This is a genomic window from Borborobacter xinjiangensis (assembly GCF_047739745.1).
Taxonomy (GTDB): domain Bacteria; phylum Pseudomonadota; class Alphaproteobacteria; order Rhizobiales; family Rhizobiaceae; genus Pseudaminobacter.
This window is the reverse complement of record NZ_JBLLVA010000004.1, coordinates 215,104-233,605: the sequence shown is the minus strand read 5'-3', so window position 1 is coordinate 233,605 and position 18,502 is coordinate 215,104. Positions and strand designations below refer to the sequence as shown.

The window sequence follows — 18,502 nt, the reverse complement described above, 5'->3', positions numbered from 1 at the left end:
CGAGGAACGGAAGCAGATCACGGGTGCCTTTGTCGACACAGAACATCCCTAGCCTCAATCCTCACGGAAAGCACGGTTGAAGCTGTCGAGAACGGGACGAAGCGCGTAGTGGGCGACCGTGAATTGTCCGGTCTTGATCAACACCTCGACCGGCATGCCGGGCATGATCTCGACCTCGGGCAGGGCATGCAGCGATGCCTCGCTGATGCGGATGCGGGCCGTATAGTAGGTCCGCTCGGTTTCGCGATCGACCAGCCGGTCGGCCGAGACATAGGTGAGGATGCCGTCCACTGGCGGCACGCGGCGATGCTTGTAGGACAGGAGGCGCACCCGGGCATCCAGCCCGGGGCGGACCAGGTCGATGTCCTCCGGCTTGACCTGCGCGCTCACGATCAGCCGGTCCTGGGCCGGAACGAGGTCCAGCAGCGGCTCGCCGGCCGCGATGACGCCTCCCGGCGTATGGATGCGCAGATCGGTGACGGTGCCCGCCTCCGGCGCGCGAACGACAGTCCGGGCGAGAACGTCGCTGGCCGCGTTGATGCGTTCGACGAGCTCGAAGATCCGGGCCCGCGTGTCGCGCAGTTCCTGTGCGATCTCGGTCTGACGGTCGCTTTCCAGCTTCAGTATCGTTGCCTGCGATTCACCGATCGACTGCTCCGCGCGCGCGATCTGGGCGCGGGTGTCGCCGATGCGACCATCGACCTCCGCCTGTTCGCGTTCGAGCAGCGACAGACGCTGCCGCGCCTGCAGGCGCTTGACAACCAGAGGGGTGACGACGGCGATCTCGTCACTGATGATCGCCGAGCGCTTGGTGGCAGCCTGTTCCTGGAAGCGCAGACCGGCGATTTCCTCTTTCGTCTGAGCCATGCGCTGCTGGATGACCTCGATCCGTGACGCCTGCAGCTTGCGCCTTGTGTCGAAAATCTTCATCTGGCCGGCGATGATCTCCGCCAGCGCTGGCTCGTCCTTGGCGACCGGCCGGATTGTCAGTGGAAACCGGATGGTGCTGTGAGCCCCGCGTTCGGCCAAAAGGCGCGCCTCCAGCGCCTGGGCGTCCCAGAGTTGCATCTGTAGCATCTGCACGGTGGCGTGCGCCTTGGTGTCGTCCAGACGGATAAGGGGTTGGCCGGCGGCCACTTCATCGCCGTCCGCTACCAATATGCGCTGAATGATGCCGCCTTCCAGATGCTGGATGGTCTTGCGGCTTGTTTCAGCCTCGATCGCCCCGCCGGCGATGGCCGCACTCTCCAGTGGCGCAAAAGTCGCCCATACGCCGAAACCGATGATGAACACGCCGACAACTGCAAAGGCTGTGGCTGCCAGAAGGCGCATGCGCTGCAACGGCGTGCCGGGGGGCTGCGGCAGTATGGCGGCAAGGTCCCGCGGCACATTACGGCTGGCGCCTTTGAAAGCAGGTGCCGGCCGGATTTCGCTTGCGGACTGTGGATCCTTGCTGTTCCACGCGGCGACGATGGCGGCACGTGTTCGCTGCCAATTGGTTTGAAAGATCGATGCCCAGCGTGCACTCGATCTGGCAAGGATCGGACGGAGCGAAGCCAGATATGCAGTGAGACTGACGGCGTGGACGCGTGAAGCAGTCATGCCGGTCTTTGCGGTTTTCACGGCCAGTGCCAGCAGGTGCATGAATGCCGCACGCAGGCGGATTGCGAATACACAGACAGCGAGCAAGCTCCGCTCTGCAAGCGTGCGCAGGCGGTGCGCAAGCAATTCGAGCAGCGCTCGAATACGCGCGATCAGACCGGCGAGATGGCGCTTCCAGTCGTTCATGACGCTTGTTCCGCCGTGCTGGTGGATTGCGGCTTAGCGGCTCGGTGATCGCCCAGTTTTCCGACGGCTTTGCGAGCGGCGATGATCTGCGGATTCCTCACCGGAATGATGGTGCGCCCGTTTCTGATCTTGCCGGCGACGTCGCGCCGACTTCCGAAAGCGTTCATCCTGCCGTTGTCCAGCACCAGAACCTTGTCGGACATGTTCAGGATACCAAGGCGCTGGGCGATGATGACGATCGTCGATCCCCGCTGCCGCATGTCCTGAATGGCTTGTCGCAGGGCCTCTTCGCCGTCGAAATCGAGGCTGGCGTTCGGTTCGTCGAGCACGATGAGGCGCGGCTGGCGGAAGAACGCCCGCGCCAGGCCAAGCCGCTGCCGCTGCCCACCGGAAAGCTTCGTGCCGCCTGCGCCGATATCGGTCTCATAGCCTTGAGGAAGCCGCATGATGGTTTCGTGCAGGCCGACCATCGATGCGGCGGCAATCACGTCGTCTGCCGGCGCGTCCTGAAGACGGGCGATGTTCTGCCTGACGGTGCCGCCGAGAAGTTCAATGTCCTGGGGAAGATAGCCAAGATATTGATGGCCGCCGGCGGCGAGCCAGATGCCCATCTCGGCTCCGTCGAGGCGCACATGCCCGACCGTGGGCGCGGTGGTGCCGGCAATGAGCCGTCCCAGCGTCGACTTGCCGGCCCCGGACGGACCGACCACGCCGAGAACCTCGCCCGGATTGATCGCGAAGGTAAGCCGGCGCAAGGCGGGTGTGTTTGCGCCGGGCGGTATGAAGGTGACCTGCTCGATGGAAAGCTGCCCATTGGGACGCGGCAGTTCCATGGCGCTTCGGGGTTGCTGCGCCGAGGCCATGATCTTCTTCAGCCGGCCATAGCCGAGGCGCATGCCGGTGACCGCCTTCCATGTGCCGATGGCGCCCTCCACCGGCGCCAGCGAGCGCCCGAGCAGGATCGAGGTGGCGAAGATCGCCGCCGGGCTGACATCGTTGAGGATCACCAGCCAGGCGGCGCAGGCCATGACCACCACCTGGGCAAGAAGCCGGATGAAGCGGGCGAGAGCCTGCATGGTCGAGGCGCGCGCGGCGGCCACAAGCTGCTCATTCTTGGCGTCGGACTGGTCGGCATGCAGCAGGCGGGCGACTCCGGGCAGCATGCCCATGGCGCTGATGGCTTCGACGTTGCGCATGAGGGATTCGAATCTGTGCTGGCTTTCGATCCAGGCGGCGCTGGAGCGTGAAAGCGGCTTGCGGGTCATCATTTCATTGAGCACCGCCAGCCCGAACAGAACGATCGAGGCGAAGAGGCCGATCGCGCCGAGCAACGGATGAACCAGAACCATCGCCAGAATGAAGATCGGCGTCCACGGAAGATCGAACAGGGCCGTGCAGGCGGAGCCGCCGAAAAAGCTGCGCAGACCGCCGACATCGCGCCAGGCTTGTGCCGCGGCGGCCGGATTGCCGCGCAAGGCCGATTGCACGGCGGCGACGAGAACCGGGGCCTGCAGGCGGTCGTCGAGCCAGACGCCGACACGGGCGAGCATTGCCCGGCGCAGCGCCTCCAACATCGAATGCACTGCCAGAGCAACCACGACGATCAGGGTCAGCATCATCAGCGTATCGAGGCTGCGGCTCGCCAGGACGTGATCGTAGATTTGCAGGAGATAGAGCGGAACGGTGAGCGCCAGGAAATTGACGAAGAAGCTGAGCGCGAAGACCAGCAGCAGCGAGGTTTTGCAAAGATTGAAGGCGCGCTCGACCTCGGTGATCGCACTGGCCGTCGACCGGGAAGGAGCCATGGGCGGTATGTCTCCAAGAGGGCTTCAAACGGGGCGGGCCGGCGTCCAGCTATGGAACATCCGACCCGCCGGGCGGCCCGCCGGGAAAGCGGCGTAAGCCGGCGTCCGGACAACGCCCGGACGCGTGCGATCAGTGGGTTCGATCAGGCAAAATCGAAGTCGAAATCAATATCGATATCGGCGTTCTGTTCGGCATATTGATCCTGGTCGACATCCACGTCGACGTCCTGATCCTGGTCGACATCGGTGTCGCTGTCGTTGGCCTGGGCAACATCGGTGTCGTTGTCGTTGTCGGCGTCACCGTCCGCATCCGCATCCGCATTGGCCTCGGCATAGCCGAAATAGTCCGCGTGGGCATCGGCGTCGGCATCCGCGTCATTGTCGGTGTCGGCGTCCTGATCGGTGTCGTTGTCAGAATCATTACTTTGGTCGGTGTCGACGTCTGAGTCCTGGTCGGTATCGACGTCTACGTCCTGGTCCTGGTCCTGATCGAGGCCCTGGTCTATGTCGGCATCAATGTCGATATCGAAATCATTGTCGTCAAAGTCAGGCATGGGTTCACCCTCCCGTTCGAGAAAGCCGCTCTGGCGGGCATCTGCTTCCGGAGCGGAGCGACAGTCATCGGGTAGCCAGCCGAGCCTTCCGATAACCCATCGGCATCAAAGCTTCCCCGCTTTGAACTTTTGAGAATAGTTGCCAATTTGATCCGGCCCGAAATGGCGATCCCGGTGCGGCAGGGCTCGTAAACATGGGTGACAATGACCTGATCGGGTGAACCGTTGCGGGTGACGCGAGGGCACCGCCTGGCGGGTCGCTTGTTCGTGTGTGTCAGGCATCGATGTCGCTTAAGTCGACGACCACATCGATGTCGCCGTCCGCCTCGGCCCATTCGTCGGTATCGACGTCGAGTTCGGCGCTGTCCTCGTCCTCTTCGAGGTCTACCTCGGCCTGCACGGCCGTCGCCACCAGTGACGCGATGTCTACCTCGACGTCGGCGTCAAGATCGTCGCGGATCTCGACATCGACATCGATATTGTCGTCGCTTTCGCTGTCCTGATCGATATCGGCGTCAAGACTGTCTTCGTCATCCTCGTCCAAGTCGACATCCACATCGCTTTCGATTTCAATGTCGTCTTCGAATTCGGCATCGATCTCGACGAGGATGTTTCCGTCATTGTCTTCGCTGACTTCCACGTCGACCTCGATCCTCTGGTCGACCTCCGGCCGCTGCTCGACACCGACCTCGATGTCGCGGCCGTCCTCGTCGCCTGAATCGGTTGCGACGTCGGCGTCCTGGTCCATCTCGCCGTTTTGGTCGACTTCAGTGTCGAATATGACCGTGACCGGACGCGAGCCGACGACACTTACCCCCAGATCGGTGTCGTCGCCGATTTCCGAGTCTTGATCAATGTCGACGTCGAGCTTCTCGTCAGGCTCCATCGAGCGCCTCCCTCGGCATCGCGCCCGACCCGCGCGCAGGCTCAGCATTCCATCGTTCGAAAGCCGGCGATAGACGCCAAGTCGGGCGAAATGTGATGGCGCGACAGGTGCCTTCAGTTTCCTAAGGCGTTAGTTCAAGCGTAGCTGAAATCGCGTCGCTCGCGGCACAGTCATTCGACCGGGTTAATACCGACGAATGAGGTGGCGTGGCTTTCGCCCCAACCCTCTGCTTGCAGGTGATGTAAATCTCGCGGGCGCCGGCGGCTATCTGCCGGAGCGGGCTTCGAGCTGGCCTAGGTCATCCACCGTGACATGCCGATTGTGCTCGATGCGGATGATGCCTTCGGTTCGGAGCCTGGTAAGCTGGCGGCTGACGGTCTCGATCGTCACTCCGAGAAAATCGGCGATGTCGGCACGCGTCAGCGGCAGATCGAAGCTGGCGGTCCTGCTGCCAGCCGGCGCTGCCGGATCGATGTTGCGAGCAATCAGCAGCAGGAAACTTGCGATCTTCTCGCCGGCGGACTTGCGTCCCAGCGTAACCATCCATTCGCGCGCCTCATCAAGTTCCCTGAGCGTCTGGCGAAACAGCCGGCGCTCGAGTTCCGGCGATTCCCTCATCATTCGCTCTATCGCCAGTCTCGGGAACGAGCACAGAGAGACTTCGGTCGCGGCTTCCGCATTGAGCGCGCTTTCGTTCTTGAAGGGGCGGCCGAGGAAATCCGGAGCGAATTGCAGCCCGACGATCTGCTGGCGGCCGTCGGACAGCGTCTTTGTGAGCTTCACCACGCCGGACAGCACGTTGGAAAAGCTTTCGACGCTTTCGCTGTCGCCGATCAGTTCAGTGCCCGGCTGAATGCAAAGCCGGGAGGAATTCTTTGCAAGCGCGAGAAGCTCGGCAGAACCCAGCGCGCCGCACAGGCCGCGATGACGCGCCTCGCACGAGCGGCACAGCACCGGGATTTCGGAATTGTGAATGTCTTGGCGAAGGTTCATGGCGGTCGTCTCCGATCCATCCGTTGCCGCCTTCCTACTGCCTCGGGGTCCGGCCTGTCTCGCGGCAGTTTGTCTCCTTCTACTGGAATGCGGCAAATGCCTCGGTGATTTCGGCCAGGGAATGGCCTGCGCCAAGCGATAGCGCCAGAAGCAGACGCGCCTTGTGCGCTGACAGGAAGCCGGCACTGAGCAGGCCGCGTCCGAGAAGATCGATTTCAGACCCGGGAAAGCCGTAGGTGCTTGCAAAGATCGGCCCGCCGGGAACGCGCGATGCCAGGATGACCGGCATCATTTTGGCGACCTGCTCGCCGGCGGCCACGAGATTGCCCGGCAAATGGCCGGCCCCCATCGCCTCAATGACCAGGCCCTTGTAGCCGAGGTCTGGAACCGCAGAGATCATCCGGTCGTCGCCACCGAGGCCGGTGGAAACCAGGGCCACCGACGCGGCGTCAGGCATCGGCGCGGCAAGTCCGGCGTCGAACCGGGCAATCCGCAGCGCAATCCGCACCCGGCCTTCGATGACATGGCCGAGCGGGCCGAAATCCGGCGACCCGAATGCCGAGGGCAGCGCCTTGTGAAGTTTGGCAACGAAGCGCGCGGCGTGGATTTCGTCGTTGAGGACGACAAGCGCACCGAGGTCGCGAGCGGCGGGCGACGCGGCAACGGTGACCGCGGCCAGCAGATTGGCGGCGCCGTCCGCACCGGCCGCGCTTGCGCCGCGCATGGCGCCGGTTATCACCAACGGCCCGGCATGGCGGTGGGTGAGGTCCAGCAGAAAGGCGGTCTCGTCGATTGTGTCGGTACCTTGAACGATGACGACGCCATGCGCGGCCCCGGCGAGAGCCTCATCGATTAGCGCATCGACCTGGCGCATCTGCGCAAAGGACAGCGAGGCGCCCGGAACTAGGAACGGCGTTGCAACGGTGATGTCCGCGACATCGGAGAGGGCGGGCACCGCCGCCACCAGGTCTCCGCCGGAGATCGATGGTGCGATGCCGCCGGCCTTTTGCGGGGCCATGGTTATGGTGCCGCCAAGCACGACGATGTGGACTTTCGGTCGGGTCATTCTGGAGCTTCGCATCCCTCGTTGCGCTTGGTGGCGGATTCGCCCTTCGGTCGAAGCTGCTCGATCTGCCGGTTTCAGCATAGGCATATTTATCGGGAGCGCGAAGAACCGATCGGCGTTGTTCGCAATCACGTTGACTGGGATCGTCGCTTGAGCCAAGATCGAGGTGTGAGGATACTGGCGTCCTCGATCGAGCAAAGGCGCTCTGCAACGGTTTTTCCGTGCGGGCGCTTTTTTATTTGGAAAGTCGGGCGCTCCTCGCTCGTTCCGACGGTTTCGTCTGAACGCGATGATGCGCCGGGGGAGTTGGGATTTGAGGGCGAACATGACTGAAGAGCCGATAGAAGTCGGTGTCCTATTCTCCCAAACCGGGGTCACTTCGGTCATGGAACGCAGCATGCTGGATGCCACGCTGTTTTCGATCGATGAAGTGAACAAGGCCGGCGGCATCAACGGGCGCGAACTGGTTCCGATCCATTACGATCCGGCCGGTGATCCGATCGCCTATAACAGAATGGCCGACCGACTGCTCGCCGAACACGGTGTCAGGGTCATCTTCGGCTGCTACATGTCGAGTTCGCGAAAGGCGGTGCTTCGCGCCGTGGAGCGTCGCAACGGGCTCCTCTGCTACCCGGCCCAATATGAGGGCTTCGAGTATTCGCGGAACATCATCTATTGCGGCGCGGCACCCAATCAAAACAGCACCCAACTGGGCGAGTATTTGCTGAACAATGTCGGCACGCGCTTTTACATGGTCGGTTCCGACTACATCTGGCCGCGCGAGTCCGATCGCATCATGAGCGAAATGGTCCAGAACCATGGCGGCGCGGTGGTCGAGCGGGGGTACCTGAAACTCGACGCGAAACGCTTGGCCTACAAGCGGCTTGTCGCCGATATCAAGCGCCGGCGGCCCGACGTGATCTTCTGCAATTTCGTCGGCGAGAGCATCGTCCATTTTTACCAGGCTTTTGCCGAGGCGGGGCTGGATCCCGGGACCATGCCAATTGCCAGCCTGACCACCAGCGAATCCGACATCCAGGCGATGGGTGTCGCTGCCGGGGCGGGCCACATTACCTCGGCCACCTATTTCCAGTCTCAGAAGGGGCCGCAGAACGAGGCTTGCATGAAACGCTATGCCGCCAGGTTTGGTGATGACGTCGTGACGAATATGTGCTGGGAGGCGGCCTACTTTCAGGTGAAGATCGTGGCCGATGCGCTGCGCAAGACCAATACGGACGAAATCGACGTATTGAGGCCGGCCATCCTCGGGGCCGAGTTCGACGCGCCGCAAGGGCGGGTGCGGATAGATCCCGACAATGCCCATACCCATGTCTGGCCGAAGATCGGCCGCGCCCGGCAAGACGGCCAGTTCGAAATTCTTTCGGCGTCAGAATTCGCCATACGGCCCGATCCCTATCTTGCCAGCTACAATCCGAATGAGTGGGGGGCCCGCTTGGCAATGCGTTCGAACTAGCCGCCGGTGCTGGAGGCAGGAGCCCTTGAACTTACCCTTTCGCGATGTGGCGATCCGGTTGGTTCCCACAGCGCGATGTCGCAACGATGAGGAACGATGGTATCGCGTAGCTCCAACTCGTCGAACGAACGATCCACGCCGATCCTGATCAAGGATTTGCGGAATCTTCGCGTGCTTTTGCTCCAGCCCAAGAGCAGCGAGGGCGAAGAATTGTGGCAGCACCTCAACCGGATTGGCTGCCAGGTCCAGACCAGCTGGCCGCCGCCGACCGAGATTCCGCCCAATACAGATGTTGTTTTCGTTTTCCTGCGTCCGATCGTGGAAGGCGACATCGTCCTGAACTGGGATGCCGACGATCCCCCGGCGGTTTTGATCGCCATCGTCGATTATGAGAATCCGATCATCGTGGAGAAAGTGCTGCGGCTGCGGGCTCAGGCGGTCATCGGCTTGCCGCTGCGCACTTTCGGCATACTCGCCAATGTGCTGCTCAGCGTGAACAACCACAGGCGCGAGGAGCGGTTGCGGATGCGTGTCGAGCGCATGAGCGCAAAGCTGAAGGCGCATCGCGATATCGACAAGGCCAAAGCGATCCTGATGGCCGCCAACAACGTGTCGGAACAGGTCGCTTACGAAACCCTGCGCGAGCAGGCCATGAACAAGCGCACGACCATCGAGGCGATCGCAATGGCGGTCATAAATGCGAGCGATCTGCTATAGGTGGCTCGTCTGGAGAGTAAATTTATTTTCGTGGGAATGTGTTGACAGCGGTGAATTGTCACAGTACCAATACACTGTCGCAACGATGCGAAAGAAATCGAGCAACGAAGCTCTCGTGGGAAACATGCCTGCGGGAGCTTTTTTGTTTTTATCATTCTTCATGGTAACCGATTCCATCGGTTGCTTGAGCGTACTTTAATCAACGCTAGCAACGAAGCTATCAGAAAATAACATAGACAAACAACAGGCAGTAGAAATGCCTGAATGGGAAACGCTGTCTAAAATTTAAACTTAGGCATCAGAGCAATGCCAAACCCGCTCTCGAGCAGAGGGCGAGTAACGGCCAGTCGTAACTTGAATCGTTGGTTTAATGGAGGAGAGTACCTATGACTACAGAATTAGCCGAAAGGCCAACGGTGCGTGTTGCCTGCGACGTTGGCGGCACATTCACCGACGTATGCGTTCTGAACGAAGCTTCCGGGAACATACATGTCGCCAAGACCCCGACCACGCCGGATCCGATCGATGGCGTGCTCAACGGGATCGACGCAGGCGGCGTCGCCCTTCGCGACATCATTCTGTTTTCGCATGGCACGACGCTGGCGACGAACGCCCTGATCACCCGGCGTTTTCCGCCCGCCCTCATGATCACCACCAAGGGCTTCCGCGATGTCATCGAGATTCGCCGGGGCACCCGCGACGATCTTTGGGACACCTATAAGGAAATGGCGCCGCCCTATCTGCCCCGCCGCAACCGGCTAGTGGTCACCGAGCGCATCGACTATTCGGGGAAGGTCATCGAGGACGTCAATGAAGCCGAGGCCCGCGAACTCGCTCGTGTGATCAGGAAGCGCAACGTCAACAACGTTGCAATCTGCTTTGTGAATTCCTTCGTCAATCCTGTGAACGAACAGCGGATGCGCGACATTCTGCTGGAGGAAATCCCCGGCATCACCATCTCGCTGTCGAGCGACATCATGCCGGAAATCTTCGAGCATGAACGCTTCAACACGACCGTCGCGAACACTGTCCTGGGACCGGTCGCCGGCCAATATGGCGCGGAGCTCGAGAACCGCATGCAAAAAGGCGGTTATGGCGGCGAAGTGCTGCTGCTTCACTCCGGCGGCGGCGTGATGACCGCGAAGGGCGCCACGAAATTCGCGGCACGCCTGGCGGCATCCGGCATCGCCGCCGGCGCGATTGCCAGCCGCTTCATCTCCGAACTGGCCGGGTACAAGAACTCGATCAGCCTCGACATGGGCGGCACGAGCACGGACATCAGTCTCTGTTCTGATGGCCACCTCCACGTCACCAATGACTGGCATGTGGAATACGGCTATCCGATCCGCTTCCCGAGCATCGAGGTTCTGACGATCGGCGCGGGCGGTGGATCGCTTGCCTGGCGCGATGCTGCCGGCGCGCTTCGCAACGGACCGCAGTCCGCAGGCTCGACGCCGGGTCCCGTTTGCTACAATCAGGGCGGCACCGAACCGACCAACTGCGACGCCAACGTGTTCCTCGGACGTCTCGGAACGAAGCTCGCCGGCGGCAGGGTCGAACTCGATGTCAAGCTTGCGCAAGAGGCGATCGATCGCGTCATCGGTCAACCCTTCGGGATGGACGCCGAGCAAGCCGCTCTCTCCATATTGAAGGTCGCGAACGCCAATATGGCCGATGCCGTGCGGCTGGTTTCCTTGAGAAAAGGCTATGACCCGCGCGACTTCGCCTTGGTGGCATTCGGAGGCGCGGGCGCGTTGCACGGCGTGGCGCTGGCCAGGGATCTGCATATCCCCGTCGTTCTCATCCCGCCGAACCCTGGCGTCACCTCCGCCCTGGGCTGCCTGCTCGTCGACATCACGCACGACATCACGCAGATGTACACCGCCACCGTCAGCGACATCGACATGAAAGATCTCAACAAGGCCTTCAGGGCTTTGGAGGAGGACGGTCACGAACGCCTCTCCAACGAAGACATCTCTTCGGACCGGATGCTGTTCCAGCGCTTTGTCGATATGCGCTACCTCGGCCAATGGAGATCCATGTCGATCCCAGTCAGCGCCGACATCGCCAACCTGGACGAGGCGGTAAAGCAGTTCCACGAGGAACATGGCCGCGAGCATAACTACTCCAGGCCGGATGCGCCCGTCGAAGTGTGCCGCATACAGGTCAAGGCCACCGGGCTGAACCGCAAGGCGGAACTGGCCAAGCACGAACTCCGCTCGGCCAAGCTCCCGGCACCCGTTGCCGAACGCATGGTGCGGTTCGACGAAGCGCCGCAGCGCATCAAGACGCCCGTATACGACCGTTCAGCCTTGCATGCGGGCGCGGTGGTAGAGGGGCCGGCGATCATCGATCAGCTCGACTCCACCATTCTTGTGCCGCCCGGCATCAAGGCGGAAGTCGATCAATATCTGATCATCAAGATGCACGTTCCGCAGCTTTCCTGAACGCAGCGCCCGTCGCCACACAAGTTTGAATTGGAGATTAGAAATGGCACTGAAAAAAGATCGCCGCACGCTCGATCCGGTTACATTTGAAGTTCTGAAGAACGCTTACGTCAACATCGTTGACCAGATGGCCGAACAGATCCTGCGAACCTGCTACTCGTTCGTCATCTACTCCCGGGACTTCTCCTCGGCACTGTGCGACCCGACCGGAGACACGATCATGCAAGGCAGCGGCGATATCGCCGCTCACGTCGGCACCCTGCATCTGACCGCCAAGGCCGTGATCAAGAAATTCGGGGATGACGTGCACCCGGGCGACGTCTTCGTGATCAACGACGTCTATCAGGGCGGCACCCACTTCAACGATACGCGCCTGTTTGCCCCGATGTTCTACAAGGGCGAACTGCTCGGCTTCGCCCAGGCCAACGGCCATTGGGCGGACGTCGGAGGAGCCGTGCCTGGCTCGTTCAACGTGAACGCCCTGGATCACATGGCTGAAGGTCTTCGCATCACGCCGATCCGGGTCTACAGCAAGGGCGTCTATCTCTCCGATGTCGCCGAACTGATCGCCCACAATACGCGCGCGCCGAATGACATCATCGGCGACTTGCAGGCCCAGTCCGAAGCCTGTCGGCTTGCCGAGCGCGAAATTCAGCGTCTGTGCGACAAGTACGGTGTCGACACGATCAAGAAGTCGTTCAAGGAGGTTCAGGACTACGTTGAAGATATGACGCGCCAGCGCATATCGGAACTTCCGGACGGCACTTGGGAAACGATCGACTATATTGATGTCGATCCCGACGAAGGCGAAGGCCTCGTTCCCATCAAGGTGAAGATGACGATTGACGGCGACCGCGTCCACTACGATCTGACCGGCTCGCACCCGAAGACGGTCGGCTCGTTCCTGAACTGCTGTTATGGCGGCGCGTTTGCGGCCGTGGTCGCGGGAACGAAGATGCAGTCGCCCGACATTCCCATGAACTCGGGTTTCTACCGTGTGGTCACGGTCGATGCCGGTCCCTTGGGCTCGGTCGTCAATGCCGAATGGCCGACACCGGTTGCCGGATTCGCCTCCGGTCCGTTCGAAAAGGTCATGAATGCCGTCTTCGAGCTTTGGGCGGAGGTTCTGCCGGAACGCGCCATGGCCTGCACCTTCAATCTCGACTACCTGCTGATCGGTGGCCGGGACACGCGTCACGAAGGAAAGCCATACTTCATGTGGTATGACTGGATGGTTGGCGGCTGGGGTGCACGAAATGGCCGAGACGGCTGGGCCGCCACCGGTCCGGTGTTCGGCGTGCAGCTCGGAACGCAACCGTTCGAAGGGCAGGAGCGCCTTTCGCCGGTGCTTACGACCTGTCACGAGCTGATGGTCGACTCGGGTGGTCCTGGCGAAAGCCGCGGCGGTTTGGGCGTTCAGAAGGGCGGCACGCTTTACGCGTGTGAGCGCACGGTCGTGTCATATTGCTGTGACCGTGAGCGTTCGATCACCTGGGGCCTTTGGGGCGGATTGCCCTCGATTCCACACGGCGTGTGGATCAATCAGGGTCAGGAAAACGAGCGCTATCTCGGCTCTCTCTTCTCCGGCGTCCCCCTGCAGCAAGGCGACACGGTCCAACGCCCCTCGGCAGGCGGCGGCGGCCTTGGTGACCCGCTCAAGCGCGATCCCGAAATGGTGCTCGAGGATGTGACCGAAGGCTACGTTTCCGTTGCCCGCGCCAAAAAGGACTATGGCGTGGTCGTCGAGGAAGTCGACGCGGATCTTTGCGAGTACCGGCTTGACGAGCAGGCGACACTGGCCGAGCGGGCGCGCATCGCCTCGCATCGCAAGGCCTGGCTTGAGGAAGATCCCGAAAAGATCGCCGCACGCTATCGGGCACGTGAGCTCGACATGTTCGATCTCATTCGTCAGTACGGCGTCATTGTCGACTGGGGTTCGGGCGAGCTGCTGCCGAAGACCACGGCCGAGTTCCGCGAAATGCTGAAGCGCCGCACCGTGCCTTACTGGAGCGCCGTGGACCAGTCCGCCAAAGCGACTTTGAAGGTTGCCTGATCATCCGATCATGCGGCCTGGCAATCAGGCTGCCTGACCATGTCGCGGGCAATGCAATCATCCATTGCCCGCGACGATCGCCTGAAAACATATCCCTGATGCGTTGGTGAAAGCGAAGACGAAATGACCACTGCAACAAGACTGTGCAGGTGGTTCACCTGATTACCGACTGTCGGTTTCATTGATCGCTCGGCTCTTTGAGGAAGTTACGCAAACGCCTGAAAAAACGAGAGGGAACTAACAATGAAAAAAACCGCAGAGATTCCCGAACTGGAAGTCCTTTACAAGGACGAACCCGAAGTGCTGCGACAGGCAGCGACTGAAGACTTTTCCTTGCATATCGTCCCGCCCAGTTGGCGCAGTTCACGGCTTTCGCTCTCCATGGCCTGGTTCGGGCTCATGAGCGCCATGTTCTGGGTTGTGGTGGGCAGCACCGTCGCCCTGACCGTCGGCACCGTGAACACGCTGATCGGTATCGCGCTGTCGACGGTCGTCTACGGCATTCTATGCGCCATCGCCGCTCGATTCGCCACAAGGTCCGGCACGAGCGTGGCCCTGTTTTCGCGCGCGGTCTTCGGCCAGGTCGGGGCGACCTTTGCCGCTCTGCTGTTCGGCGTCACGATCACCTATTACGCCATCGCCGAAGGATCGATCGTGGCCATTGCCCTTCAGGATTATTTCGGAGGCTCGATCAAGGTCTGGTATCTTGTCGTGTGTCTCTACAGCGCGCCGTTGGTGATGAAGGGTGTGCGCACCTGGCTCGACCGGATCAACGGCGTCCTCCTGCCGCTTTATGTCTTCGGCCTAATCGCCTGCATCATATGGGCGGTCGCGCGAGAGGGCTATTCGAACAACTGGCTGACCCATCTTCCCGCAGGAGGCGTGGACGTTGGCGTTCCCGGCTGGTGGTTTGCCTTCACCGTCTATATGGGCGTCTGGGTGGTCGTCATGATGACCTGGGACGTAGCGCGCTTCGGGCGTAAGGAGGACGCCAGCTTCAACGGGAATTTCACCTTCGGCATTCCGTTCTACGTCATCACCCTGCTTGTCAATGGCGCGGTCGGCATCTTCATCGCCAATACCATTCCGATCGAAGGCCCGCTCTCGGAAACTTCGGCGATCATCGGGATCGTCGCGCTGATGGGGCCGTTCGGGGTTCTCCTCGTATGGGCCAGCCAGACCAGGATCAACACCATCAATTTCTACCTGTCCTCGACCAACATGCAGAACTTCTTTGCGCGGGCATTCAAGATATCCTGGCCTCGCACGGTATGGGTCGCGATCATGACGGTCGTGATATTCCTGGTGATGCTGACCGATGTATTCAGCTATCTGCTTCTAACGCTGCAGTTTCAGGGCGTGATCATAGTCGCATGGGTGGGTGTGGCAATGACCCATATCGGCTGGTCCTATCTGCGCGGAGCCAAGGCCGACGCACTGGAATTCCGGCCGGGCAGAGTGCCGCTGGTCAATCCCGGTGGCATGTTGGCCTGGGTCAGCGCCTCGGTCGTCGGCAGTCTGCTCCTGGCGTTCGGCGGCTCCTTCGGGGGGATCTGGGCTCCGCCGATCGCCTTGGCTATCGCCGTTGTCGTCTATGCCGTCTCGCTGATGATCGCACGTCGCAACTGGTTTGTCGTCGAACGCCCCTTCGATCCTCGCCGCGAGGTCGATGACCCCTGGACGGCGCGGATACGCTGCCACCATTGCAAGCAGGCCTATATCGCGCATGAGATGGACCGGGATCCATCCAGCGATCATGCGCCGATTTGCCTGGCCTGCGCATCGGACAACAGTGAATTCCTGCGCGCAGCCCGAGCGGAGGCGCGAGATTATGCGCGACCCACCAAAGAGGTCGAGCTCGACTTGGTATTGGCGCGTTCGCAAGAATCCTCATCCCCGGGTTGAACGCCAGAACTGGATCGGTCGGGAGCGGTCTGCATCTCCGAGTTACCCCAGTGGAGATCGACCGCGCCTGGACGAGCGTGAGTACCGTGACCGAGAAGCACACGGTGCTCACGCGCATTTTCCGCAAGCGGCTGTGCGAAGACCGCATGACGCCAAGGCAAGTGGATAGAGAATTTTAATCGCTTTCGGGTGAATGTGCGGGTGCCATCAAGGAAGGCGCGCAATTCCGAATGCCCGACAAGTTGCCTGCCCGAAAGATCAGACGTTCGGCTGCGCTGCGGCGGCGCGATGCCGTCACAATTGGTGATTTGAAGGCGCAACTGGAGGCGCAGGCCATCCTTATTCGCGATCAGGCCGCCTCGCTTGCCCATAGCCGCAAAATCTTCGACAGATCCTCCACCGCCGCCAAGATTGGTGTCTGGGAGTGCAATCTCGCCGACGAATCCCTGCAATGGACCGACGTGGTCTATGACATTTTCGATCTTCCGCGCGGATCCGCCCTCGATCGCAAGGAAATTCTGAAATGTTATTGCGAAGCTTCGTTGAGTGAGCTTCTCCTGAAGCGTGGCCGGGCGATCCAGGAGCGTAGCGGCTTCAATATGGATGCCGAGATCGTCACGGCAAAAGGCGATCGTCGCTGGATTCGGATTACCGCGACCGTCGAGTGCGAAGACGATGTCCCCGTCCGCATCTTCGGAATGAAGCAGGACATCACCACGGAAAAAATTCTTTGGGACAGGACGCGCTATCTCGCCGAATTCGACATCATGACCGGGCTGGCGAACCGAACCCAGTTCCAGTCCAGACTTTCGGAACTGAGCGAGCTCCAGACCGGGCAGCCGGTTGGGGCCTTACTGCTGGTCGATCTCGACGGGTTCAAGGAGGTCAACGACACTTTCGGACATGTGGCTGGCGACGACTGCCTGAAGGAGGCGGCCCGGCGCCTCAAGGAGGTTTGCCGCGAGGCGGAACTCGTTGCCCGGATCGGAGGCGACGAGTTTGCCGTGCTGCTGGGGTCCCATCTCGATCTGAAGGCTTCGGCCGACCTGGCTCTGGCTATCATTGATGTCCTGAACAGGCCAGTCGACCGTTTCGGCCAGTCGCTCAGGCTGGGCGCGTCGGTTGGCATCGCCCTCCTTGACACTGCCGCGCCCGGCGAAATGTTCATGCAAGCCGACACCGCTCTTTATGCCGCCAAGGCCGCGGGACGAAACACGTTCCGAATATTCAAGCCGGACCACGATGACCGTTCGAAAAGCCCTCGTGCTGCCGCGTAGGCGCAGTGATTCCAGCGAGCCTAGAATCGCGCGTCTCGCGACTCCTTACGCCTGGGTGGAGGTTACGAGCTCGCCATTCACCCAGGTCCGAACGATATTGGACCGGGTCGCGTTCAGCACGATCTTCTGGAACACATCCTCCAGACTATCGAGTGCCGGCCAGCGACGCACATTTGATGCGGGCACGTCCAGGTCGATCAACAGCGCGTCGAATTTATAGCCAGGCACAAATTTGCCCACCGGCGAGCCGAGGGCTTCGCCGCCTCCGGCGGTCGCCAGCCAGAATGCCTCGGCAACGCTGATGGCCGAATTAGCGACGCCGCGGTCGGCGGCCGCCAATGAGGGATCGACGCCGCCCTCCCGGGTCCGGGCGGCGGATAAGGCATGACGGCAGCCGTCGAGGATAGAAGGGCTGTGGCCGCCGGACACGTCGCTGCCGATCCCGACATGTATGTTCCTATCGAGCGCGGCCCGCAACGGGAAGACAGCGCCGGCGAAATAGACGTTCGACAGCGGACAATGGGCAACTGCAGCATCTGCGTGCCGAATGAGGGTGAGATCGTCATCGGTGACGAAATTGGAATGGGCGAGAATCGTGCTGTGACGCAGCAACCCGAAGTCGGCGAGAACCTCGGTATCCGTTTTCCCGCAGCGCGCCTTGACGAAATCGCGCTCCCAGTCGCTTTCCGAGCAATGTGTCTGGACAAGACAGCCGGTCTCCGCCGCGACCTCGCCCAGCGCCTTGAGCAGCGTATCGGTGCAGCTTGGAATAAATCTTGGTGTGATGATCGGCTGCACCAGTGGATCGGCACCGGTGGACAGCGCCCGCACGCGGCGGATGAACTCCCTCATCTCAGCCACCGCTGTTTCGGCATCGCGGTCTCGATAGCCGACCGGACACTGATCCTGGTCATCCATGGCGACTTTGCCGACAAAGGCCCGCTGGCCCTTCTCAAGACAGATTTCGGCCAGCGCCAGTGATGCTTCCATGTGGATCGTCGCGAAATACACCGCTGTGGTCGTGCCGTTGGCCAACAGCTCGTCGACGAGTTCGCCGTAGACTTCGCGGGCGAAATCTACGTCGGCATATCGCGCTTCCAGCGGGAAGGTATATTTCTGCAGCCAGACTTCCAAGGGTACGTCGAGTGCTTTGCCGAGTTGCGGCCATTGAGGGGCATGGATATGAAGATCGACAAAGCCCGGCAGAAGAAACTGATTGTCCGCCAATTGCATCAGCCTGCCGTCGCGGCGAGCCTCCGCCTTCATCTCATCGAAGCCGACCTGGTCTTTCCGGACGATTTCCGAGATGCTGCCGGACGCATCGATGGCAATCAGCACCTCTTCAAGCGCTTCGACCGCGCCGCGTTGCGGTGCGTGAAACGCAGTGCCGCAAATTAGTCTGTCTTTCACCTTGCCGTTTCCTCCCGTAAAATCGCAGGGCGAACTATAACGAATTGAAGACCCTTGGGCGATCATTCGCTGGTGCTGCGCTCTCGCGCAAATTATGAAAGTGTTTAAACACGAGCAGAGGCTGTCT

At 61.1% G+C, this 18,502-nt stretch carries 13 protein-coding genes; 6 read left to right on the top strand and 7 right to left on the bottom strand.

All coding sequences use genetic code 11. The annotated features are described in order from the left end of the window. Window positions 1-54: 54 nt before the first annotated feature. The 6 genes from ACLKMW_RS07655 to ACLKMW_RS07630 all read right to left on the bottom strand — a co-directional run bounded on the left by ACLKMW_RS07655 (window position 55) and on the right by ACLKMW_RS07630 (window position 7,092). A complete protein-coding gene (locus tag ACLKMW_RS07655; protein ID WP_415723814.1) occupies window positions 55-1,788 on the bottom strand; it encodes an HlyD family type I secretion periplasmic adaptor subunit in 1,734 nt (577 codons plus the stop codon). Beyond that, entirely contained in the window at window positions 1,785-3,593 is a 1,809-nt protein-coding gene (locus tag ACLKMW_RS07650; protein ID WP_415723813.1) for a type I secretion system permease/ATPase, read from the bottom strand. Before ACLKMW_RS07650 ends, ACLKMW_RS07655 begins: the two co-directional genes overlap by 4 nt. A 143-nt stretch (window positions 3,594-3,736) precedes the next feature. Continuing rightward, entirely contained in the window at window positions 3,737-4,147 is a 411-nt protein-coding gene (locus ACLKMW_RS07645; protein ID WP_415723812.1) for a hypothetical protein, read from the bottom strand. A 274-nt stretch (window positions 4,148-4,421) separates the two neighbouring features. Next, complete coding sequence (locus ACLKMW_RS07640; protein WP_415723811.1) at window positions 4,422-5,033, bottom strand: hypothetical protein; 612 nt, start codon at window positions 5,031-5,033, stop codon at window positions 4,422-4,424. A 264-nt stretch (window positions 5,034-5,297) separates the two neighbouring features. Then, on the bottom strand, window positions 5,298-6,026 hold the full coding sequence (locus tag ACLKMW_RS07635; RefSeq protein WP_415723810.1) for a Crp/Fnr family transcriptional regulator: 729 nt from the start codon (window positions 6,024-6,026) through the stop codon (window positions 5,298-5,300). Between the two features lie 79 nt (window positions 6,027-6,105). Then, window positions 6,106-7,092: an asparaginase gene (locus ACLKMW_RS07630; RefSeq protein ID WP_415723809.1), complete on the bottom strand. Its 987-nt coding sequence runs from the start codon at window positions 7,090-7,092 to the stop codon at window positions 6,106-6,108. A gap of 325 nt (window positions 7,093-7,417) precedes the next feature. On the opposite strand from ACLKMW_RS07630, the gene ACLKMW_RS07625 reads away from it, so the two are divergent. The 6 genes from ACLKMW_RS07625 to ACLKMW_RS07600 all read left to right on the top strand — a co-directional run bounded on the left by ACLKMW_RS07625 (window position 7,418) and on the right by ACLKMW_RS07600 (window position 16,965). Beyond that, the gene (locus tag ACLKMW_RS07625) at window positions 7,418-8,566 is read left to right on the top strand and encodes a transporter substrate-binding domain-containing protein (protein WP_415723808.1); all 1,149 of its coding nucleotides are present in this window, start codon (window positions 7,418-7,420) and stop codon (window positions 8,564-8,566) included. A 96-nt stretch (window positions 8,567-8,662) separates the two neighbouring features. Next, the gene (locus ACLKMW_RS07620) at window positions 8,663-9,283 is read left to right on the top strand and encodes an ANTAR domain-containing response regulator (protein WP_415723807.1); all 621 of its coding nucleotides are present in this window, start codon (window positions 8,663-8,665) and stop codon (window positions 9,281-9,283) included. A gap of 386 nt (window positions 9,284-9,669) precedes the next feature. Next, window positions 9,670-11,730 carry a hydantoinase/oxoprolinase family protein gene (locus ACLKMW_RS07615; protein ID WP_415723806.1) on the top strand — a complete coding sequence of 687 codons (2,061 nt, stop codon included), beginning with the start codon at window positions 9,670-9,672 and terminating at the stop codon, window positions 11,728-11,730. A 43-nt stretch (window positions 11,731-11,773) separates the two neighbouring features. Next, complete coding sequence (locus ACLKMW_RS07610; RefSeq protein WP_415723805.1) at window positions 11,774-13,783, top strand: hydantoinase B/oxoprolinase family protein; 2,010 nt, start codon at window positions 11,774-11,776, stop codon at window positions 13,781-13,783. 243 nt (window positions 13,784-14,026) lie between these two features. Next, window positions 14,027-15,688 carry a purine-cytosine permease family protein gene (locus ACLKMW_RS07605; RefSeq protein ID WP_415723804.1) on the top strand — a complete coding sequence of 554 codons (1,662 nt, stop codon included), beginning with the start codon at window positions 14,027-14,029 and terminating at the stop codon, window positions 15,686-15,688. 230 nt (window positions 15,689-15,918) lie between these two features. Then, on the top strand, window positions 15,919-16,965 hold the full coding sequence (locus tag ACLKMW_RS07600; RefSeq protein ID WP_415723803.1) for a diguanylate cyclase domain-containing protein: 1,047 nt from the start codon (window positions 15,919-15,921) through the stop codon (window positions 16,963-16,965). A 45-nt stretch (window positions 16,966-17,010) separates the two neighbouring features. On the opposite strand, the gene guaD is transcribed toward ACLKMW_RS07600, so the two are convergent. Then, window positions 17,011-18,375: a guanine deaminase gene (gene guaD / locus ACLKMW_RS07595; RefSeq protein ID WP_415723802.1), complete on the bottom strand. Its 1,365-nt coding sequence runs from the start codon at window positions 18,373-18,375 to the stop codon at window positions 17,011-17,013. Window positions 18,376-18,502 lie beyond the last annotated feature (127 nt).